At 42.3% G+C, this 25305-nt stretch carries 3 protein-coding genes; all 3 read right to left on the bottom strand.

Annotated features, from left to right (window positions below; all coding sequences use genetic code 11):
• Positions 1-11: 11 nt before the first annotated feature.
• From ACR5KR_RS03575 to ACR5KR_RS03565, 3 genes are read right to left on the bottom strand one after another with little or no spacing between them, the layout of a single operon-like run.
• Positions 12-4301: a beta-ketoacyl synthase N-terminal-like domain-containing protein gene (locus ACR5KR_RS03575; RefSeq protein ID WP_448265467.1), complete on the bottom strand. Its 4290-nt coding sequence runs from the start codon at positions 4299-4301 to the stop codon at positions 12-14.
• Positions 4298-14347 (bottom strand): amino acid adenylation domain-containing protein, encoded by a 10050-nt coding sequence (locus ACR5KR_RS03570; RefSeq protein ID WP_448265466.1) that lies wholly within the window; start codon positions 14345-14347, stop codon positions 4298-4300. Before ACR5KR_RS03570 ends, ACR5KR_RS03575 begins: the two co-directional genes overlap by 4 nt.
• On the bottom strand, positions 14344-25155 hold the full coding sequence (locus tag ACR5KR_RS03565; protein ID WP_448265465.1) for an SDR family NAD(P)-dependent oxidoreductase: 10812 nt from the start codon (positions 25153-25155) through the stop codon (positions 14344-14346). The genes ACR5KR_RS03570 and ACR5KR_RS03565 overlap by 4 nt, the downstream gene beginning before the upstream one ends.
• Between the last annotated feature and the right edge of the window lie 150 nt (positions 25156-25305).

Genomic DNA, 25305 nt, shown 5'->3' with positions numbered 1-25305 from the left:
TTTATTGCTGTTTAAATTGCGATTTCTTCTCGATCAATTGCACTTAATTTCATATCTAATTCTAGTTGTTTATCTAGCTTGGGTGCTATTCCAGCTATTGTGGGAAATTCAAATAAACTTGCTACAGTTAATTTAATCGAAAAAACCTTTTTTAGTCGAGATATAATTTGAACAGCTATTAAAGAATCTCCTCCTAATTCAAAAAAGTTATCATGAATTCCTACCTGTTGAATCCCTAATAATTCTTGCCAAATATCAGCAATTTTTTCTTCGATTTCATGACGCGGAGCTATATAGGAATTGGGCAAAGTAGGTCTTGTGTGGAGTGCAGATAATTTTTCTGGCTGTAAAATATCCGGCTTTGCTTGTAATGAAAATTCTGATTTGGAGTCAGTCTCTTTTTGCCCAGATTTTACACTAAATGCCGCTGATGCAGAAGCAACAGCCATAATAATCTGATGCTCTAATGCTTCAGTTTCAGGAAAAGCGGCAACTTGCACAAAATCTTGAGCGCGTAATGCTTCAAACCACTGTTGTTTGATGATAAAAGGTTGACCTGGATTGCGTCTTTTATCATCTAAAGGTTTCAACAGCAGACCCCAAGTGATATCAAAGTCTATTTTTGGCTGAGTTATTTCCCACACTAAAAGGAAGCCGCCAGGAGCTAATAAAGAGCGTACATGGTGGAGTGTTTGATCTATGTTTCTAGTTGCGTGTAAAACATTAGAGGCGATGATTACATCAAAGCTGTACTTATCAAACCCTTGCTCAGTTGGAGACTTGTCTATATCTAGTAATCTATATTCAACAAATGGATAGTCTTTAAACTTCTGTTGAGCTTGAGTCAAAAAGCCGTTACCAATATCAGTAAAAGTATAGTTTGTTCGTTCGGGCGGTAACACAGATAATAATGCTTGCGTAGACACACCAGTACCCGCGCCGATTTCTAAAACTCTCAGGTGAACGGATGATGGCAATGATTTGACTACCTGTTCTAAGCTGGAACGCAAGATAGAGTTGTAGTAAGAAATTAAGGGAGTTTCCGAATATGAACCATTGTTTTCTTTTTGATAAACCAGTTCATTGAAAATCTCTAATGGTTCTTGTTCGCTAATAACAACAGCAGCTAAATTTTCACCACAGCGTTGCACTAAATCTAAATCTACTAAAGATGAAGCAGCAAACCTTGCTCTAACTGCTTCTAAATGTTCATTAATATAATCTTGCGAACATGGCAATAGCTTAGTAAATAACTTCTCCTGTTGCTGTAGTTGTCCTTGTTCCACCAATATTTGCAACCATCTAGATAACAATTGCTGATAGCGGGGAGAAATATGGTATTGCGCTAACAAATTATCTAAAGAATACTTTTCTTCAGGATTGCTAAAAGCTCCTAATTGCTGGAATGCAGAGTTGATGTAAGCTGTACATAAACGGTCTAACCACTGTCTATTTTCTTGATAGGTTAACTCGTTGAGTTCTGCATTTCTAGTATTTGCTTGGTTTTGACCTGCTTGTGTAAGCGATGTCCACAATTGTGATGTTGTGGGTAAGATTTGCAACTGTCCCCAAGCTGCTTTTTGTGGAGGGTCAATCCAATAACGTTGGCGTTCAAAGGGATAAGTTGGTAAGGGAAGACGATAATACTCATCCTGGCTATAAAATCCAAACCAATCTACTTTCACTCCAGCCAACCAAAGTTGACCTAATGTGTTGAATAAAACACGAATATCAGATTGCTTTTCTTGAGGATGACGTACCGAAGTTAAGACAGTTTGTAGAGGTGCTTTGTCTGGATGTCTCTTGACTAATGTAGTTAGTGTGTGTCCTGGCCCTACCTCTAGTAAAACTTGCTCTGGGGTTGCTAATAATTTCTCGATACCTTGAGTAAACAGCACTGTAGAACGTAGATGTTGAGCGTAGTAGTCAGGATTTGTGGCTTGCGTGACTGTAATCCAAGTACCAGTCAGATTGGAAATATAAGGAAGTTTAGGGGGATTTAAAGTAACTTTTTTGACTCGCTCTGCAAAGGCCTCTAAGATTGGTTCCATCATTTGAGAATGGAAAGCATGAGAAGTATGCAGACGACGACATTCAATTCCTTGAGCAGCTAGCTGATTTTGTAGTGTATCTATTGCTGCTGTTGAGCCGGAAACTACACACTGCAAGGGTTGATTAATTGCAGCAACAGAAAGTTCTGAACCTAACAGAGATTGTACCTTATCTGCGGGTAAGGGAACAGAAAGCATTGCTCCAGTGGGCAATTGCTGCATCATCTGTCCGCGTGCTGCTACCAAAGATAAGGCATCTTCTAGAGAAAAAACTTCTGCTAGAGTTGCTGCGACATACTCGCCAATACTGTGACCGATCGCAGCTTGTGGTTCCACTCCCCAAGACTGCCATAATTTAGCTAGGGCGTACTCAATTACAAAAATAGCGCTTTGAGCAATTGCTGTTTGTTGAAGTTGCTTTGATGCCTCATCAATCTTTTCGTCACTAGGGTAAAGAAGATGACGTAAATCAAGCCCTAAAAGGGGTTTAAGAATTTCTGAGCAATAATCAACTTGTTCTTGAAACACTGTTTCAGTTTCGTAAATTTCCCGCGCCATGTTGACATATTGAGAACCCTGACCAGGAAACATAAAGACCACAGGCCGTTCTGTAATCTCTGTATAGTTAGTAAATACTTGGTTTGACTCTAGACCTTTAACAGCATCTTCTAAATCTTGACAAATCAACATCCGCCGATGATTAAAACCCCGCCGACCACTATTGAGGGTATAAGCGACATCCCCCAAGTTAAGCTCAGGATGCTCTTTTAAATGAGTAATTAAATTAGCCGTTGCCTTCTCAAGCGCACTCGCACTCTTACCCGAAAGACACAATAATTGATAATCTCCCCCCTGCCCCCTGCTCCCTGCTCCCCTGCTTTCTTCTCCCTGCCCCCTGCCCCCTGCCCCCTGCCTCAACAAAGGTGCTTCTTCTAAAATCACATGAGCATTAGTACCCCCCATACCAAAAGAACTAACCCCAGCACGGCGAGGAATATTATCTGTTTTCCATTCAGTCAATTTTGTATTGACATAAAAAGGACTGTTGGCAAAATCAATTTTGGGGTTTGGTGTCTCGAAATGCAAGCTAGGAGGCAGCATTTTATGTTGCAGTGCTAATACTGTTTTAATCAAACCTGCAACACCTGCTGCTGTATCCAAATGTCCCAAGTTGGTTTTTACCGAACCAATAGCGCAAAAACCTTTTTTATCTGTAGTTTGACTAAAAGCTTGAGTTAAAGCTGCAATTTCAATCGGATCTCCTAAAGGTGTGGCTGTGCCATGAGCTTCAATATAAGAAATTGTCTCAGCATCTACACCCGCTATAGCTTGAGCTTCGCCAATTACTGCTGCTTGACCGCTAGCACTAGGAGCAGTGTAGCCGACTTTCATTGCACCATCGTTATTAATCGCCGAGCCTTTAATAATTGCATGAATGTAGTCGCGATCGCTGATTGCATCCTGTAATCTTTTTAATACCACAATTCCAGCACCGCTACCTGCGATCGTTCCTTGTGCTTTAGCATCAAAAGCACGGCAGTGTCCATCAGGAGAAAGAATCATTCCTTCTTCATGCAAATAGCCGATTTTTTGGGGAATGCTGATAGTAACTCCCCCAGCTAAAGCTATGTCACATTCACCATTTAAAAGACCTTGACAAGCTATGTGAACAGCAACCAAAGAAGTAGAACAGGCCGTTTGCACATTTACTGCGGGGCCAGTCAAATTGAGTTTGTATGCAACTCGTGTCGGTAAAAAATCTTTATCGTTAGAAATTCCTAATTGCACAGGGTCAATTGTGGTTAATAGTTGATAGTTAGGGTAGAGGTTGTTGAGCAAATACCCACTCATTCCTACACCACCATAAACCCCGATTAAACCATTGTAGGTTTGCGGATCGTAACCAGCTTTTTCTGTTGCTTCCCAAGCCAATTCTAAAAATAGGCGTTGTTGTGGATCTATTAACTCAGCTTCTTTGGCGCTATAAGCAAAGAAATTTGCATCAAACAATTCAATATCTGATAGAACACCCCTAGCTTTTACATAATTAGGATTATTCAGTAAATCAACAGAAACCCCAGAATTTATTAATTCTTCATCCTTCAAACAAGAGATAGATTCTACACCATCTTGTAAATTCTGCCAAAATGATTCAATATCTTTTGCGCCAGCAAATCTACCAGCAACAGCAATTATTGCTATTTCAGAATTATTAAATTCATTATTGTTATCTACTGAATTTATTGTCATTTTGTACCTTTCTTCTGAGAGCGATATTGTTGTCTGGATTGTAATTGTTGATTTCTTAAAACTTTAACTTCATTTAAAGATTGAGGACGAGAAGTATTTTGTTTAATTATATCTTCTTTTTTAATCTTAGTACTTAAATATTGATTTAAACTATGTATAGTTGGATAATTAAACATATCAACTATTGACAATTCTAAACCAAATTCTTCTTGCAATTGCTGATTAATTTTTACCAGTAATAAGGAATGACCTCCTAGCTCGAAGAAATTATTATAAATTCCTACTTTTTCTACTGCTAATGCTTTTTGCCAAATACCAGCAATAATTTTTTCTGTTTCTGTATTTGGGATTACATAATCTGATAGTTCCTTATGTAAATCTGGGTCAGGCAAAGCGCGACGGTCTACTTTACCATTAGGTGTCAGAGGTAAAGACTCTAGTATTACAAAAGCAGTTGGCAACATATACCCAGGCAGTTTATCGGCAAGGAACTGACGCAGTTGCCCTGTTATAAGTGTCACGTCTTTTTGCGGCACTACGTAAGCGACTAAACGCTTGTTACCTGGAGTTTCTTCACGAGCGATCGCACAACAAGTCTGCACATCACTATGTTGGCTCAGTGCTGTTTCAATTTCTCCCAACTCGATGCGGAAGCCCCGAATTTTTACTTGATTGTCAATACGTCCCAGGTATTCAATATTACCATTTGCCAAATAACGTGCTAAATCCCCAGTTTTGTAGAGACGACCAGAACCAAAGGGATTGGAGATAAATTTCTCTTGTGTCAACTCAGGACGGTTGAGGTAGCCTCTTGCTAATCCTGCTCCACCGATGTGTAACTCTCTTGGTACACCAACGGGAACTGGTTGCAAATTTTCGTCTAAGATGTAGACTTGCGTGTTGGCGATCGCTTGACCAATAGATATTTTCTCATCTTCAGGGCTGCATTTGGCAATAGTCGCACAAACACTAGCTTCTGTTGGGCCATAAGCGTTGAAGAAGTTTCTGCCAACAGACCATTGCTTGATTAATTCAACAGAACTTGCTTCTCCGGCGACAATTATTGTTTGCAGTGCTGGTAGTTCCTCCACGGGCATAACTGCTAATGCCGATGGTGGTAGTGTGATATGGGTAATAGAATAATCGCGTAATCGTTCAATTAACGGTTTTCCTGGCAATAGAGAGTCTTTTGTTCCCAAATACAGCGTTCCACCTGACATTAATGCCATTACAACTTCCCAAATAGAAGCATCAAAACTCAAGGAGGCAAACTGGAGAATGCGACTATCAAAGTCTAAGCCAAAAGTTGTTTTCTGAGCTTGAGCTAAGTTGCACAATCCCTGATGCTGAACCATCACACCTTTGGGTCTACCTGTAGAACCCGAAGTGTAAATCACATTTGCTAGATGAAAAGCTTTGACTCCAGTGGTTAGGTTATGTTGATTGTTTTGGGCAATTTCTGAGCAAACTTCCTCTAAAAAGACAACTTGTGCTTGATTTGGAGGAAGTTTGTCAATCAGTTGTTGTTGAGTCAGCAGCACTGAAACAGTAGCATCTTCTAGCATGAAGCGCAAACGCTCAGTTGGATACTCTGGATCGAGTGGTAGATATGCCCCACCTGCCTTGAGAATGCCTAGTAGTCCCACCACCATTTCTATTGACCGCTCCACACAAATACCCACCAGCGTGTCTGGTTTTACACCCAATGAGTGCAAGTAATGCGCCAATTGGTTAGCGCGACAATTCAATTGATGGTAAGTCAGTTGTTGATTTTCAAACACTACCGCTACAGCATCGGGTGTACTCAAAGATTGTTCTTCAAACAACTGATGAATACATTTATCTTGGGGATAATCTGCTTGAGTATTGTTCCAGTCAACTAATAACTGCTGTTGTTCAACTGCTGTCAGCAGAGGCAATTGTGCAATTCGCTCTTGAGGATTAGCAACAATTCCTTCAAGTAATGTTACAAAATGCCCACTCATCCGCTCGATTGTGCTGGCATCAAACAAGTCAGTATTGTATTCCCACACACCCACCAATCCTTGGGTAGTGTTTTCCATCGATAAACCCAAATCAACTTTTGTAGTTGTGCTTTCTACTGGCAATGAACTAACAGCTAACCCAGCAAGCTCTACTTCCTGTACGGGTGCATTCTGAAGGTTAAACACCACCTGAAATAGTGGTGTATGTCCCAAGTCCCTTTCTGGCTGCAATGCTTCCACCAGCATCTCAAAAGGCAAATTCTGATGAGCATACGCTCCTAAAGCTACTTCTCGAACGCGAAGGAGTAATTCGCTAAAACTGGGGTTGCCTGACAAATCGGTACGTAATACTAAAGTATTGACAAAAAAGCCAATTAACCCTTCGATTTCACTGCGATCGCGGTTTGCGATCGGCGAACCCACCAAAATATCTGATTGTCCTGTGTAGCGGTAAAGCAGGGTATCATAAGCTGCCAACAGCGTCATAAAAAGGGTACAACTTTGCTCCTGACTGAGTTTTACTAACCTATCAGTTAACTCAACTGAAAGTGCAAACTTCTGATATGTCCCAGCGAAAGTCTGCACAGCAGGTCTAGGTCGGTCTGTAGGTAGCAACAATAAAGCTGGTGCGTTTGCTAGTTGTTGTTGCCAATACGAGAGTTGGCTTTGCAGTACATTTCCTTGCAACCACTGTCTTTGCCAAATAGCAAAATCTGCGTACTGAATCGGCATTGGTGCTAACGGTGACGGCTGACCTTGAGAATAAGCATTGTAAAGTGCCATTAATTCTTGGACAAACACACCCATTGACCAACCATCAAAGATAATGTGATGTATAAATATTAACAAAGCGTGTTCTGCCTCAGACAACGCTACTAATGTTGTCCTGATTAATGATTCATCTGCCAAGTTAAAAGGTCGTTGTCCTTGTTCTTGCGCTAATTGCTGCAAAGCAATTTCTTTTTCGCCTGTAGCTAAATTCTGCAAGTCAACAATTGATAATATTCCCTGCCCCCTGCCCCCTGCTCCCTGCTCCCTGCTTTTTATTCCCTGCTCCCTAATAACTTGAACTGGTTCTCCATCAACTGTGATGAAGTTAGTCCGTAAAGCTTCGTGGCGATAAATAATTTCTTGTAAGCTTTGTTCTAAGGCAGTTCGATTCAGAGTTCCAACTAGACGTAAAGCTAAAAGTAAATTGTAGAACGCACTGTTGGGATTTAACTTGTCTAAAAACCACAAACGCTGTTGAGCATAAGACAGTGGTAACTCTGCATCCCTTGCTTTTGGTAAAATGGCTGATGTTGTTAGATCCTGTTGCTGCAACTGTTGAATATTTTGGGACAATTCAGCGATCGTTGGTGCAGCAAATAAGCTCCGCAATGGTAATTCTACATTCAAGCTGCTACGCACGCGAGAAATCAGTTGCGTTGCTAGTAGAGAATGTCCCCCAAGTTCAAAGAAATTATCATGAATACCAACTCGCTCAACTTTTAGAACTTGCGCCCAAATTACTGACAGGATTTCCTCAATGGGGTTACGTGGGGCGACATACCGATCCGATAATTGGTTGTGTAAATCAGGTGCAGGTAACGCGCGGCGGTCTAATTTCCTGTTAGCGGAAAGCGGTAGAGCCTCCAAGATGACTATTGCACTTGGAACCATATACTCTGGTAACTTTTCCTTGAGGAAGTTACGTACTTCGCCAATAGAGATTGTCTGCTCTGGTTGCGGCACAATATATGCAACTAAGCGTTTATCACCTGGTGTATCCTCACGTACAACCGCACAAGACGCTTGTACATCGCTTAGTTGACCCAGTACCGCTTCAACTTCGCCTAACTCAATGCGGAAACCCCGAATTTTAACTTGATTATCAATACGTCCTAAAGATTCGAGTTTTCCATCAGGTAAATAACGTGCCAAATCCCCGGTTTTGTATAAAAGTGCTGTTAGCGGTAGCGGGGCGTTCAGCCCGTGCTGAATTGTCCCCCTGCTCCCTGCTCCCTGCTCCCTGCCTCTTTGAAAGGGATTAGGAATGAATTTCTCTTGTGTTAACTGAGGTCTATTAAAGTAACCTTGGGCTAAAAGCGCACCTGCAATGTACACTTCTCCAGCCACGCCTACAGGTACAGGCTGTAGATATTTATCAAGGACGTAAATTTGCGTATTAGCAATGGGTCGCCCAATGGAAGGAAGTAGCGGCCAAGTATCTATTGCATTAGGCAAAGTATAACTGGTGGCTAGATGGCTTTCTGAAGGCCCATACTGATTGTGCAAAGTAATATCAGTTAATTGGCTCAACCAAAGAGAAATCGCAGGGGTAATTTGTAACTGTTCTCCAGACGTAATAATTTCTCGCAAACCAGTATTAACTATGTCATTCCCCAAGGCGACTTCTGCTAGTTGCTGTAAGCCAACAACAGGGAGAAACATTCTCTGAATTTGTTTCTCTTGCAGAAAACCTAATAATGCTAAAGCATCACGGCGTAATTCTTCTGTGATTAAGAACAATGTGCCGCCAGAACACCAAGTAGTAAAGATTTCTTGGAAGGAGACATCAAAGCTAACCGAAGCAAATTGCAGGGTTTTTGCACGAGTAATCTTGAGATTGTCCCGATGCCACAAGATATGATTGCACAGGGCAAGCTGACTCATGGCTATACCCTTGGGTTGACCTGTGGAACCGGAAGTGTAAATTATATAAACTAAGTTATTGGGTTGTACGCCAGAAATTACGTTGTTTGTGCTGCACTGAGAAATATCTTCAGCGTCAGTATCTAAACAAACAAGTTTTGCTTGATAAGAAGCAGGGTAGCTCAAAACCTCATCTTTCCCTTTGATTGAAGCCCCATCCCTTGTAGTTGGCTTTTCTCCCCTGCCTCCTGCTCCCTGCCCCCCTGCTTCCCACTGGGGTAGCCTGTCAATAAGTCGCTGTTGAGTCAGTAAAACTTTAACTTGAGTATCGTCTAAAATAAAGCTCAAGCGATCGCTCGGATACTCTGGGTCAAGTGGTACATACGCTCCACCCGCTTTGAGAATTCCCAGTAGTCCAATGACCATCTCTAAAGAACGCTCGACACACAGCCCAACTAAGACATCTGGTTTTACACCCAATGAGCGTAAGTAGTGCGCCAACTGGTTAGCACGGTAGTTTAATTGCTTGTAAGTAAGTTGTTGATTTCCAAACTCTACCGCCACTACATCTGGTGTAAGCTCGACTTGTTCTTCAAATAATTGATGGATGCACTTATGAAGTGGATAATCAACTTCTGTATCGTTCCACTCCACTAATAACTGCTGTTGCTCAACTGCTGTTAGCAATGGCAATTGAGAAATTCGTTGTTCTGGGTTAGCAACAATACCTTCAAGTAATGTGACAAAATGACTTGTCATTCGTTCAATTGTGCTGGCATCAAACAAGTCAGTGTTATATTCCCACCACCCTGCTAATCCTGTGGCAGTGTTTTCCATCGATAAAGTTAAATCAAACCTAGAAGTTGTGCCTTTTATTGGCAATCGATTTACAGTCAGCCCGGTTAGTCCTAATTCAGATGTGGGTGCATTCTGAAGGACAAACATTACCTGAAACAGCGGTGTATGACTGAGGTTTCTTTCTGGCTGCAATGCTTCCACCAACATTTCAAAAGGCAAATTTTGATGAGAGTATGCCTCCATTGCCATAGAGCGAACACGGGTGAGTAATTCGCTAAAACTGGGGTTGCCTGTCAAGCTGGTACGCATAACTAAGGTATTGACAAAAAAGCCAATTAACCCTTCTATTTCAGAGCGATCGCGGTTAGCAATTGGCGAACCCACCAAAATATCTTCTGTACCTGTATAGCGGTAGAGTAGCGTATCATAAGCTGCCAATAGCGTCATGAACAAAGTTACACCTTGTTCTTGGCTGAGTTTTGTTAGCTTATTAGTTAGTTCAACAGACAGGACAAACTCTTGATGTGTGCCGTTGTAGGTTTGCACAGCTGGTCTAGGTCTGTCTGTGGGGAGCGACAATAAGGCTGGTGCATCTTGTAGTTGTTGTTGCCAGTAATTTAATTGGCTTTGTAATACTTCCCCTTGCAACCAGTTTCGCTGCCAAATTGCGAAATCTGCGTATTGAATCGGCAGTGGCGCTAACGGTGACGGCTGACCTTGAGCATAAGCATCGTACAGTGCTGCTAGTTCTTGGACAAACACACCCATTGACCAACCGTCACTCACAACATGGTGCATACACACTAACAAGACGTGTTCGGTCTCATTAAGCACTACTAATGTCGCCCTGATTAATGCTTCCTTTGCCAGGTCAAAAGGTTGAGTAACTTGTTGTTGCGCTAATTGTTGGCTAGTAATTTCTCGTTCTGTTGTAGATAAATACTTCAAGTCAACAACTGAAACTGTCCAAGTAGTTTCTGTTTGAATAATTTGAGAAGGTTTGCCATCAACTGTAATGAAGTTAGTGCGTAACGCTTCGTGGCGATGAATAATTTCTTGTAAGCTTTGTTCTAAGGCTACTCGATCCAAATTTCCCACTAGCCGCAAAGCCATAGGAATGTTGTAAAAGGGGCTGTTAGGCTCGAACTGATCTAAAAACCACAAACGCTGTTGTGCATAAGACAGTGGTAATTCTGCATCCCTTGTCCGCTTTAAAAGTGGCGGGGAAGTTATTTCTGAGTCTTGTTGCTGTAACTGCCCAATTGATTGTGCTAATTCGGCTACTGTCGATGCAGCAAACAACTCACGTAATACTAGTTCTACTTTGAAAATGTTGCGGATACGTGAAAGCAATTGGGTTGCTAGTAGCGAGTGTCCGCCAAGCTCAAAGAAGTTATCATGAATGCCTACTTGCTCCAGTTTCAGCACTTGCGCCCAAATTTGCGCCAGCATTTCTTCAGTTGGTGTGCGCGGGGCGACATACAATTCTCGCAGTGTGCTGTCTAAGTCTGGTTTTGGCAGGGCGCGGCGGTCTACTTTACCGTTAGAGGTGAGGGGTAAGGATTCCAGCAGCACTATTGCACTTGGCATCATGTACTCTGGTAGCTTTGCCTTAAGAAACTGACGCAGTTCTGGGACTGTAAGAGATTGCTCGGTCTGCGGGACTACGTAAGCTACTAAACGTTTACTTCGACTCCCCTCAGTACAAGTGTCGCCCGGTTCATCTTCTCGTACTATTACCACGCTTTCCCAAATGGCTGGGTGAGAAGCCAGTAATGCTTCAATTTCTCCCAACTCAATGCGGAAACCACGAATTTTAACTTGGTTATCAATTCGTCCTAAATACTCTAACTCGCCATTGGGCAAATACCGCGCTAAATCACCTGTTTTGTATAATTTTTTGGAATTATCAAATGGGTTAGAAATAAAACGTTCTGCTGTCAGTTCGGGACGATTGAGATAGCCGCGTGTCACCCCCTCTCCACCAACATACATTTCACCAAGAACGCCTATCGGTGCTGGTTGTTGATGTTCGTCTAGTACATACACCTGCAAATCTGGTATTGGGCGACCTATTACACTTGCCGTGCTTTGCAAATCAGCTTTACTTAACGGGCGATAGGTAACGTGTACGGTGGTTTCTGTAATTCCGTACATATTAACTAATTGGGGTGAGGTGTCGCCGTGTCGCTCAAACCAAGGTTGCAAACTGTTGATTTCTAAAGCTTCGCCACCGAAAATTACTTGGCGTAAGTTCAAGGAGGAGGCAGGGGGAAATGTAATTGACTGTTCTGCTTGAATTAACTGACGGAAAGCTGAAGGGGTTTGATTGAGAATTGTGACTTTTTCTTGACACAATAATTGATAGAAAGATTCAGGCGATCGCGTTACCAAATAAGGCACTACTATTAGTTTTCCACCATACAGCAATGCACCCCAAATTTCCCATACAGAAAAATCGAATGCATAAGAGTGGAACATTGTCCACACATCATCTTGATTGAAGTTATACCAAGAGTCTGTGGCTGCAAACAGACGAGTTACATTTGAGTGATTGACTAAAACGCCTTTGGGCTTACCTGTAGAACCAGAAGTGTAGATGACATAAGCTAAATTATCGGGTGTTGCGGTATTTTCCGGGTTTAACTCGCACTCTTGAGCAATTTTTTCCCAGTCGGTGTCTAAGCAAACAATATGCGCCTGATGTTGAGGAATAGTGTCTACTAATTGCTGTTGTGTTACCAGTACTTTAACTTGAGCATCTTCTAACATGAAGCTTAAACGCTCAGTTGGATACTCAGGATCGAGCGGCACATAAGCACCACCCGCTTTGAGAATGCCTAGTATGCCGACGATTGTTAAGAGCGAACGCTCTACACACAACCCCACCAACGTATCTGATTTTACACCCAAGGAGCGCAAGTAATGCGCTAACTGGTTAGCTTGATTGTTCAACTGCTGATAAGTCAGTTGTTGATTTTCATACACAACTGCGACAGCATTGGGGGTACGCTCTACTTGCACCTCAAACAACTGATAGATACACTTATCCTGAGAATAATCTGCTTGAGTGTTATTCCACTCTACTAATAACTGCTGTTGCTCAGGTTGCGTCAATAGGGGTAATCGGGAAATTGGCTGTTGTGGATTTGCCACAATCCCTTCAAGTAACGTTATAAAATTACCCGTTATACGCTTGATAGTGCTGGCATCAAAAAGGTCAGTGTTGTACTTGAAAATTCCAGCTAAAGAAGAATTGTTTTCTGCGATCGTCAAATCTAGATCGAACTGACCTTCCATTTGAGGAATTTCAAAAGGTTTGAGGATAAATCCTTCTCTATTTACTTCACCTTCTAACAAAAGTTTTTGCGTCTGCTCAAACTGTCCTAAGTTCTGCAAAATAAAGTTGAATACAGTTTGAAAAATCGGGGAACGGCTGGAATCGCGCTGTGGCTGCAATCGCTCTACTAGTAAAGCAAAGGGAAAATCTTGATGCGCTAATGCTTGTGATACGCAGGAGCGAATTTGAGCCAGAAATTCCCCAAAACTGGGATTTCCTGACAGATTTGCCCGGATGACAACTGGATCGACGAAGTAGCCGACAATTGAGGCAAATTCTATCTGAGTTCTACCTGAAGTCGGAACGCCGACTAGAATATCCTCTTGCCCTGTATAACGATACAGGAGAACCTGAAATGCAGCCAGAAGCAGGATATATTGGGTAACGCCTTCTGTTTGAGCTAATTTTTTCAGTTTTTCGGTCAGTTCTGGGGAAAGAGTAAAGTTATGGGAAGCACCGTTATAAGTTTGGATGGATGGCCGTGGTTTGTCTGTCGGCAAATTGAGTACAGGTAATTCTCCTGCTAGTTGTTGCTGCCAGTAGTTCCAGAGCTTTTCTCCTTGGGCGGTGGTTAATAATTCTCTTTGCCAATAAATGTAATCGATGTAAGAGTGCTGTAGAGGAATTAGAGATGGCTCAACACCTGACTCTAGTGCAGGATAGCTGGCGATTAATTCTTCCATCAGTAATGGCATCGACCAACCATCACCTGCAATATGATGTACTGACATCAACAGGATGTGTTCGTCTGGCGAAGAAGTAAATAAACGCACCCGGATGATTGGGCCATTTTTGAGGTCGAAGGGTTGCTTGTATTCCTGAAAAACTCTTTGCTCAAGCTCCTGCTCGCTCCAATTAGAGGCATTTATTTGTTGAAAATCTGGTAATTGAGTTTGATGGATTTGTTGAACAACTTGATTACCTTGCTTGGAAAAGGTGCTACGTAACTGAGGATGACGGTTAATCAGGAGTTGGAAGGTTTTTTGCAAAATCGTGACATTCACCTGCGAACAAATACGACAGGCAAACACCATATTGTAAGCTGCACTTTCAGGTGCTAGTTGCCACAAAAACCACAGCGCTTGTTGACCGTAGGAAAGAGGATAAATATTTAAAATATCTGGGCGATCGCGCAGTAATTGTAAAATTTCACTTTTATACTGCTGTAATTGAGCAACTACATCAGGAGTTAACAGCGACTTAGAACCCCCAATACGTAATTTTTCCCCGTCATTTCCCAATTTAATCCCTTTCAAAGAAAGGTCTTGTAAAAATTCAACCAAGCTCATAGTTCCAACTCCACCCAATCATTATTTTCGAGATTCTCTAGCTGAAATTGCTCGCTACCTGTGCTTTGGCTTTCTTGAGCAAAATCTAGGGGAAAAATTTCCAATGCCAAATAATTAGCCAGTTCTGTAACCGTAGGATAATCAAAAGCTAAATTTGGGGGTACAGAGCATCTTAAAGAGTTTTGCAAGCGGTTTCGCAACTCAACAGCCGTTAGAGAATCCATTCCTAGCTCAAAAAACCTCTGCTCTCGATCTAGGGTTGAGAGATTACGCCCTAGCACCTTAGCTACTTGTGAGGAAATATGCTCAATTAAGAGTGGTTGGCGATCGCTAACATTCGCCTTCTCTAATTGAGTCCGAAAATCAGATTGTTCGAGTTTCTTGGCTGTGTGGCTGAAGTTAGCGAAAAATGGCGATGCGAAACTTGATTTACTGAGAAATTCTGACCAGTCGATCGGTATTACCGCTACTTGAGCAGAAGATTGATTCAACAATTGTTCTAGTACAACTAATCCTTGTTGCGGCGCAATTGTACCAATACCGTTTGTTTGTAGGCGATTTTGATTTTGGCTATCTAAGTTAGCCGTCATACCCACTTGCGACCAAGGCCCCCAGTTAATGCTGATTCCAGGTAAACCCAAAGTTTGGCGATAATGGGCAAAGGCATCCATAAAAGCATTCGCTGCTGCATAGTTGCCTTGTCCAAGAGAGCCAATCAGCGAACTCATCGACGAGAAACAAACAAAAAAGTCTAGTGGTAGATGTTGGGTGAAGGTATGTAGATTCCACGCGCCTTGCACTTTCGGAGCCATTACCCGCCAAAAACGCTCTAAAGACTGTTGCCGTAAAACACCATCATCCAGCACGCCAGCCGCATGGATAATCCCTCGCAGTGGCGGTAACTGAGAGTCGATTTTTTCTAATACTTCAACCACGCGATCGGCTTCGGAAACATCCGCTTGCACCACCAGTACTTTTGCACCCGATCGCTCAAAGCTAGATATTCTTTGTTTTGTGGCAATAGATACCTTACTTCGCCCAATTAATACCAAATGTCGCGCACCTTTTTCTATCAACCACTCAGCCACCTCTAGACCCAGTGCGCCGAATCCACCAGTAATTAAATAACTCGCGTCTGATTTTATAGATAACTGCCCCTCATCAACTGTTGTACTGATTTGCGGCATCGATACTACTACTTTGCCGATGTGCTTGGCTGCTGCCATATAGCGGAAAGCATCTACTACTTGCTCTAGGGAAAATACTGTTTGAGGTAAAGGCTTAAGAGTACTTGTTTGGAATTGTTCTATTAGTTGCTGCAACATCGGGGAAATTAAAGAAGGATACTTTTGGTGAACTTCCCCTAAATCAAAAGCAAAATATGAAACATCATCTCTTGCGGCTTTTACTTGGCTTTCATCCCAGATGCCAATTTTGCCGATTTCGACAAATCTTCCTTTGTGAGCTAACACCTGTAAGCTTTTGTTGATGAATTCACCATTTAAGCTATTGAGAACAACGTCTACTCCTTGTCCCTGTGTCAGACTCATCACCTCGTCAGCAAATTCCAGGCTGCGGGAGTTCATTACATACTTAACTCCCATTGATTTGAGAAATTCCCACTTGTTAACAGAAGCAGTAGCAAATACCTCTGCACCAGCAGCTATTGCTATCTGCACCGCAGCTAAACCGACACCCCCAGCTGCGGCGTGAATCAAGACTCGTTCGCCTGGTTGAATTTTTGCTAGATGATGCAACCCGTAATGGGATGTTAAAAATGCTAAAGGTATGGTCGTTGCTTCTTGGAAACTTAAGTTTGTGGGCTTTTTGACTACAGTCGTTGCTGGTAAGGTGACAAAACTGCTGAAGGCATCGTGAGTTGTCACCCATGCCAGAACTTCATCCCCAACTTGGAGATGGTCAACATTCTCTCCCACGGTGACGATATTTCCAGCACACTCAAAGCCAAAAGTCAACTGACTCGCTTCGGTAATGCCCATTTTTTCAGCATAATATTCTTTAAGCATTCCTAAAGCATTCAGGACATCTCGGAAATTCACGCTTGCAGCTTGCACTTGAATTTCCACCTCGTTGTGTTGCGGTGGGCGACGAGTCATCGCTTCCAACGATAGATGATCTAAGACACCGTACTCAGATAGCTTTAATTGCACAGGCTGGCGAGAAGCGATCGCAATTTGTTTATCCCGATCGGAAATGGCTTTGCGCCGCACCAGTCGCGCTACGTAGCGTTTGCCGTGACGAATGGCTATTTGGTCTTCTGCATCTGGAGAACAGATTTCTGACCACAGCGATGGCTCCGCCAACGTCAAAGACGAACGCAGATTGTCCTCATCGGCAGCTAAATCTAAGCGCACACATTGTAATTCGGGATGTTCTAGAGCAATGACTCGACCTAATCCCCACAATGCCGCCCCACTTAGTTGAACTGGCTGTGGCAATGCGCTATCTACCGCTTGAGTGCCACGAGTTACCAGCCATAGCCGAGGAGGTGTTGGGAAGTTGGCTTGCACCACAGCTTGCACTAAATGTAAGACACCGCCGCAATTTAGAATTTGTTCTTGTTCTAAATCTATCAGAGAGTTTTGTGACTGCTCTTGGTAACTCCACAGATGAACAATATTACTTATTTGATCCTGACTGATAGCACTAATCAATTTTTGCCAGTGGTCTGAGAGGCTGGGATCGATTTGATAATGTTGCCGATCAATTTTCTGATAGTTAGCACCAGCAGAGACTAAGATATAATCGGGTCCTTGCTGTTGCAGCTCTTTGGCTAGTTGTTGGCCTAGTCCTTCTGAATCAGTCAAAATCAGCCAACTGCCACCAGGGACAGCAGCCGATTGACTTTTTTCCACCGCTTGCCATTCAATTTCATACAACCAGTCTGCGAAATCTTGCTCAAGAGATTGCAGCAACGCTTGGCGAGTCGCTTTTTTGGCTTGTAAACCTTTAATATCTGCAATCAACTGTCCATGAGTATCAAACAGTCTAATATCTGCTAGTAGCTTGTCAGACTGAGAACTTTCTAGCTGTCGTTGCACCGCATGACACCATAACTGCTGACTTTGAGGACGTTGGTAAAACTCGAAACTCTCAATTGCAAAGGGTACAAAAGTCTCATCGTCAGAAAAGAAAATGCTGGTCAGTTGTAAGCAGGAATCTAGAAGACCTGGATATAATTGATAATCTTCTAAACTCTCTACTTCCGAAAGCCATTTAAGCTTGGCTAGGGCTTCTTTTTCTTTCCACCAAACCGAATCAAGCCACTGGAAACTTGCACCCAGTTGAATCTGTCGCTTTTGCCAACTTTGATAAATTTCTTTTGCAGCTATTTGTTGAGTACAGCGTGTCTGTATCTCTTGGAGAGAGACTGTTTCTGGTGTAGTGTTAACGCCAGAGGAGATTTTACCTGTGGCATGAACTAACCACTCACTTATCTGAGTACTACCATTTGGAACTGTATCAAAGCCGATAAGTTGGAAAGATGCGCCACTTCCCTCAAAAGACAGCACCAACTGTACTGTGCGCGCTTTACCTTCAGGGATAGGCAATGCTTGCGGGAAAACTATATTTTCTAACAGACATGACTCACTGGCGAAAGTCAGCTTTGCTGCACCCAATAATAAGGAGAGATGACAGGCTCCAGGTACTATAACTTGGTTATAAACTTGATGTTCTGTTAAGAACGGTAGAGTTTGAGTACTAAATTCCGATTCAAACAAGATTTCCTTGCTTAAAGGCAACTGAAGCTTTTTGTCTAATAATGGGTGCAGTTTTGCTGGTTGTTGCTGTTGATGCCGAGGTGGAGTATGTTCAAGCCAATAGCGTTGTCTTTGAAATGGATAGGTCGGTAGTGCAACTTTGCGGCGAGGATAATCTTGCTCAAATCCTGACCAATTAACTTTGCTTCCGGCTACGTATAACTCACCTAAACTAGAGAGCAATTGTTGCCATTCTGGTATGCCCTCACGTAAAGAAGGTAGCCATAAACCTTCACCATCTGGCAAGCATTGACGACCCATGCCTAACAAAATCGGTTTCGGCCCGATTTCTAAGAAGACTTCACATCCAAGAGTACGCAATGTCTGCATACTATCAGCGAACCGTACTGTTTGACGGATATGATTTACCCAGTATTGCGGTGTTGTGATGCGATCGCCTGCCAATTCTCCAGTAATATTAGATACTAATGGAATTTGCGACTGATTGTAGGTAACTTGATTAGCTATTGCCTCAAAATCAGCCAACATCGGTGTCATCAACGGCGAATGGAAGGCATGGGATACTTGCAAACGCTTTGTCTTGATTCCTTGCGCTTCTAGTTGCTGACAAACAGCGTTGATATCTTCCCTAGTTCCAGAAATTACGACACTTTCCGGGCCATTGATGGCTGCTATTGCCACCCGTTGATTATAGGCTGCAATAACTTCTCTCACTCTCGCCTCTGAAGCCATCAAGGAAACCATTTCGCCACCGGATGGCAATTGTTGCATCAACCGTCCGCGATGAGCAATGAGTTTTAATCCATCTTCCAAGCTAAAAACGCCCGCGACAGTTGCAGCAACATACTCGCCAACACTATGCCCCATGACGACATCTGGCTCAATACCCCACGATTTCCAAAGCTGATACAAGGCATACTCAATCGCAAATAACGCAGGTTGAGTATATGCAGTTTGATCCAGCAGATCCTCAAGACCTTGACTAGGATACAGTACCTCTAACAAAGAATGCTCCAGTAACGGACGAAGAATTTCATCGCACTGCTCTAAAGTTTGGCGGAAGATGGGTTGGGTTTCATATAATTTGCGACCCATGTTGATGTACTGGGAGCCTTGGCCAGTAAACAAGAAAGCTATTTTTGTTGGCTTGTTATTAGACTGGAAGCTCTTAGAAGGTGTCAAATCAGCCAGTTTCTCTACCAACTCCTCCCTAGAGTCAGCCACAATCGCCAGACGATGGTTAAAATGCTCCCGCCCTGTATTCGCCGTATAGCAAACATCTGCAATAGATACTCCAGAATTCGATATCAAAAATTCCCGATACCGATGTCGCAATTCATCTAAAGCATTCAGAGTTTTTCCTGAGAGTGCAAGCAAGTGGTAAGGACGCTCCTCTGCTCCCCTGCTCCCACTTCGGCTACGCTCAGTGACCACCTGCTCCCCTGCTCCCCTGCTCCCACTTCGGCTACGCTCAGTGACCACCTGCTCCCCTGCTCCCCTGCTCTTTCCAGAGGGTGCTTCTTCCAAAATCACATGAGCATTAGTACCACCTATTCCCAGAGAATTCACCCCAGCACGGCGGGGATAATCTTGGGTATGCCAATCCTGCAACGTAGTATTAACGTAAAAAGGCGTATTGGGTAAATCCAGTTGAGGATTAGGTTGTTCAAAGTGCAAACTTGGGGGAATTTTTTGATGGTACAGTGACAGGACTGTTTTGATAAAACCAACCACACCAGAAGCAATCTGGAGATGACCGACATTGGTTTTTACCGAACCAATACCACAAAAGTTTTTTGACTGCGTACTAGCACGAAATGCTTGGGTGAGTCCGCCAATTTCAATTGGATCTCCTAAAGGTGTGCCAGTTCCATGTGCTTCTACGTAGCTGATGGTTTCTGCATCAATTCCCGCCATCGCCATTGCTTCTGTAACCACAGCTGCTTGACCATCTCCATTAGGAGCCATGTAGCCAACTTTTGTACCACCATCGTTATTAACGGCGGAACCTTTAACTACAGCATAGATGTTATCGCCATCAGCGATCGCATCCTCCAACCGCTTCAAAACCACAAGCCCTACACCACTACCAAAAATCGTCCCCTGAGCCTTAGCATCAAAAGCCCGACAATGACCATCTGGAGTGACAATCATTCCTTCTTGATACAAATGACCAATCTTTTGGGGTGCATTCACAGAAACCCCACCAGCTAAAACCATGTCACTTTCGCCACTCAGCAAGCTGGCACAAGCCATGTGAATTGCTACTAGGGATGTAGAGCAAGCGGTTTGCACATTCACGCTTGGCCCAGTCAAGTTGAGTTTGTAAGAAATCCGTGTGGTTAAATAATCTTTATCATTAGCAACCATCATCTGCAAACCACCCATTGAATCTATGGTTGCTACTTGCAGATTATCGTTAATATCAAGCTGATGGCGGTTGGGATAAACATTATTTAGTAAATAAGTGTTCATCACCGCGCCAGCATAGATCCCGATCGCACCATTGTATGTTAGAGGATTATAACCCGCAGTTTCTAAGCTTTCCCAGGCACATTCGAGTAAAAGCCGCTGTTGAGGATCTAGTAATTCTGCTTCTTTTGTGCTATAGCCGAAGAAATCAGCATCAAAAGATTCCACATCAGATAATATTGGCTTGGCTTTGACGTAGTGAGGATTTTTCACTAGCGCCGGGTCTACACCTGCTTTGATAATTTCTTCATCGCTAAAAAATGAAATCGATTCTACGCCATTGCATAAATTTTGCCAGAATTCATCGATATTATTCGCGCCGGGAAAACGACATGACATCCCGATGACGGCGATATCCGATTGATTAACAGCTTGGCGAGAACTCCGAACCTTGGCGCGTTTTTGACCTTGGACTACAGAAGGTGATTCTGTTTGTCCTTGACTTAAGAAATTCGCTAAGGTGCTGATACTGGGATATTTAAACATATCCACAATCGACACCGGAATCTGGAAGAACTCTTGCAATTTACTCTGAGCCTGCACTAGAAGTAATGAATGTCCTCCTAGCTCAAAGAAGTTCTCATGGATGCCTATTTCTTCAAGACCCAACACTTCTTGCCAAATTTGTGCAACTTGGCGTTCAATGTCTGAAACTGGTTGTGCTTGGTCGTTGGTGCTTGCGTGCAACTCGCCTCTGGTAAGCTTTTCTAAATCGATGATGCCTGTTTTAGTTAATGGCATCTGTTGTAGCTGCACAAAATTGCAAGTACTGGGTGTACCATAGCGATCGCACACCACTAATTTAGACAATTGCTCGCCAACTGAGGAATTACTAGCGGTAAAATAAGCAGTTAATTTTTCCAGAGGGTAAGTATCTTCTACATAACTGCGGATATATCGGTTACTACCATCTAATCCCACTAGCAATTGCACCTGATTATGGTGTAAACCGATGAGCAAAGAATACAGCCCTTGTCGTGCAGATATGGTATAATACCCCGCCTTTTGAGCCAACTTGCTTCTTTGGTAGTCTTGGCTAATACCGAGGCCATCCCACAGACTCCAGCTAAAGCAATAGCTCTTTAACCCCTGAGTACGCTGGTAGTGTGCAAAACTCTCTAAAAACTGATTGGCTGCAACAAATGTGCCGACAGTAGCGCCTCCCAAGAAACTACTGACTGAAGAAAAGCTGATGAAAACTGCTTGGGGATTGTCTAGTAGTAATTGATTGAGTACCCAAGCTCCCCCAACTTTTGAGCGTAGGGCTGCTGACCAACTGTGATGATTTTCTGCGATGAGCGATCGCTCCTGATAAGATCCTGCTAGATGTAATATCCCGTCTAATTGACATTGCCAGCTAGACTTTGCCTGTTCAATCACACCTTGCAAAGCTGGCAAATCACAGACATCCACTGCCTCGTAGATGATTTCTCCACCTAGCTTTTCTAGTTCTTGATAAGCCGCGATTTTTTGAGATATAGCATTGGACTGTTCTGTGTAGTTGTGCCATACACTTCTTTGGGGTAGTTCAGTTCTACCAACTAACACTAGCCGTGCTTTGTAATGTTTCAACAAATACTTAGCAATTTCAACACCAACACCCCCAAGACCACCGCTAATTAAATACATTCCACCTAGTTGAAAGGCAAAATCTTGCTTTGGTTGGGAGCGAAAATCTACTTTCTCTAATCGAGGAATCCAACGCTCTCCTTGGCGATAAGCTACCTCAGACTCCCCTGATAAGATATGCAACTCTTGCAGAATGCGCTCTGCATTCACTACTGTTTTATCTACAGTTAAATCTACATGACGACTAGTCAATCCTGGTATTTCCTGGGATATGACCTTCAATAAGCCAAGCAGTGGTGATTTTTCATAGGCAATTTTATCAACAGATGATGTGAACTGCGTATAATTAGAAACTACTAATAACTCGATAGGATATTGCAATTTCTGGATACTAGCTAACGCTTTAATTAAGAATAGTAGACTATAAACACTATATGTTTGAGCTTGTTCTAAGGACTCTAAACTGGAAATCTCATGAATACAACTGTTATAAGTCCATAAATGTATAATTTTATCGATTTGAAAGTTATTAGCTTTCAGGGCAGATAGCAAACGTTGATAATCTTCGGGATTATTTGGTGCAATTTGATAGCGGTTATTGCTCAGTTGCTTAAAGTCTACTCCCGCTTCAACACCAACCCAAGACAGCCCTTGCTTTTGAAGTTCTGCCCCTAAATATTCACCTAATCCTAATTGGTCGAAAAATACCAGGAAGTTACCATTAATTGTAGACTTTTGGCTTACAGGTAATTTACGTCGCCATGTTTTACGATAAAACCAGTCTGGTAGTAAGTTGGGATTATCTAAATTGATGCCTAACTGTTGAATAATATTATCGAACTCACCAGCCACAAACATCTTGCTTAATTGGGTGCGCTGAATCTTGCCAATAGCAGTCTTGGGTATCATCTCCTTTTTCAGAGGAATGATGTAATTTGGATTAACCCCAACATTTTTAACGACTGCTCCACGAATCTTCTTTATTAGTTCTTTTAACAAGGTCTGCTCGGAAATAGCAGAATTAAAAAAGATTGCTAATTGATCTGCGTTTTGCCCAGAGAATCGCACGGCACAGGCAGCCGTATAAGATATCTCTACACCCTCCACTTCTTCAACTACTGATTCAATTTCATGGCTGTAATAGTTGATGCCATTGATAATAATGTCATCTTTATCTCTGCCAGTCAGCACGATTCGTCCTGACTGTAAATAGCCGATATCTCCAGTGTTAAACCATCCATCTTCGGTAAAAGCTTCGCGGTTGCGCTCTGGATTTTGATAGTAACCTCTTGTTACTGAAAGTCCTTTAACTTGGAATCTCCCAATCGCCCCTTCGGGAACGATTTGATTATTATCGTCAGTAATGCGAATTGATGCTCCCGGAATCGGCGGCCCAAGTTCTACAAATGACATATCATCTGATGAAGTTTCTAAAGAAAAACCATCAGACCAAGTAATTCCTGAGCAAGTCTCAGACATCCCAAAGGCTGGATGAATGGCGTTAGGTGGTAAACCATGTTGTTGGAGGAGCTTAAGAAAACTACGTGCTGTTTTCGGTACGATTTGCTCTCCAGCGTTCACGAGAAAGCGCATAGAAGATAAATCCCATGACTGCTGATTTATTTCACTAGCGCGTTCGTTAAGTAAGGAAAAAGCGAAGTTTGGGGCCCAAGAAATTGACGCTTGGTGGCGTTGAATCAATTCCAACCAACGAATGGGATTTTGCAGAATATATTCTGTAGATGCATGGATTTGCTTGCAACCTAAATCAACTGCCATCAGTCCCAGAAATACAATTGCACCCACATGCTCTAATGGCATCCAGTTCAAAACAATCTCATCACTGAAAAAATTGTTCATTTGGGCTGTGCCAGCCGTCATACTTAAGAGATTGCGATGAGTTAACATCACACCTTTAGGAAAACCAGTACTACCTGAAGTAAGTAATAGTAGTGCTAAATCATCTCGGTCACTTTGATGAATATTTCTATCTGGTTGGTTTTGGCGTAAGTTATCTACTGTCTCAACTGGAAAATTTTCGATATTTAAAAGTGCTGGTAACTCCCGAAGGCTTTGAACTAATTTTGAGCTTGTCAGAACAATAGGTTGCTCTAACATCTGCCAAGCATTGTGTAATTTGTTAACAGCGCTGTTAACCTGCCCGTAGGCAGGAGCAATAGAAAGTGGTACGGGAATAAAACCGCCTAATATACAACCCCAAAACGCAGGTATGAAATCTTGACTGAGATCGATTTGAAATATTACTTTGTCTAATGGTTTTAAACCTAGCTTTCTTAAACCAGCTAATATCTTTTGAGCATCTAATAGTAAATCTTTATAAGATTGAATAATTTCACAACCATCGGCTTGAATATAAACTAATTCTTTGTCTGGAAATTGAATAGCTGTTTTTTGCAGTGCTTCCCAAAGAAGTTTTGGAGCATTTTCTTCTTGTTTTAGTTCTTTGCCATGACTAACAGCTAGTTTGTTATTAGCAAAATCCTGATTGATAGTTGAACGAGAAAATTGAGGTGTAACTAAAGTATTGTTTTCTTCACCTGTGAGAGTTTTCCAATCATTTAGCAAGTCTGATATACGTAGCGATCGCTGCTGCTTGAGATGTTCTTGAACTACTACTGCTACTTGCTTAACTTCAGGTAATAACTGAATTTGCTCTGACCATTGCTGTATAAGATTTGTATCCCTTACTTCTAAATCATTTAAGACAGTTTCATCTATCTGTCCCGATGGAGTTAATGGTAAAGTGGAGACTGGCACAATCGCCTTCGGTATTAATTCGCTAGACAGAATTGTTTGCAAATAAGATAGCAATTGTTCTGGTACAAATAATCCTGATGGAACTACATAAGCAATTAAATCTTGTTTTGAATTTTCTGTCTGCCTCTCTATTACTACACAATCGTCAACAGCCAAACTCGACTTAATAGCATCTTCTACTTCTCTATATGGAAAAATTTTATTATTTGAATTTACTAAAAGCTGACTATGATTATCTAACTGCATTAGCTTATATATCCTTTTTAAAGTCCGCTCTTCAATAATTAACATTACCTAACTAAACTTCTGCTAAAAGTGGGTTGACATTAGGTAACAGCTAGCCCTCAAAATCATTTCTTAACAATTTCAATTTTTTTTCATCTCTACGTCTTCAGC

The organism is Nostoc sp. DSM 114159, assembly GCF_053470285.1.
The sequence above is the reverse complement of the archived record's forward strand: the minus strand, read 5'-3'. Positions and strand labels throughout refer to the sequence as shown.

Excerpts from the sequence above, each read along its gene's own strand:
- ACR5KR_RS03565 (WP_448265465.1), bottom strand. The coding sequence starts at position 25,155 with ATGCAGTTAGATAATCATAGTCAGCTTTTAGTAAATTCAAATAATAAA.
- ACR5KR_RS03570 (WP_448265466.1), bottom strand. The coding sequence starts at position 14,347 with ATGAGCTTGGTTGAATTTTTACAAGACCTTTCTTTGAAAGGGATTAAA.
- ACR5KR_RS03575 (WP_448265467.1), bottom strand. The coding sequence starts at position 4,301 with ATGACAATAAATTCAGTAGATAACAATAATGAATTTAATAATTCTGAA.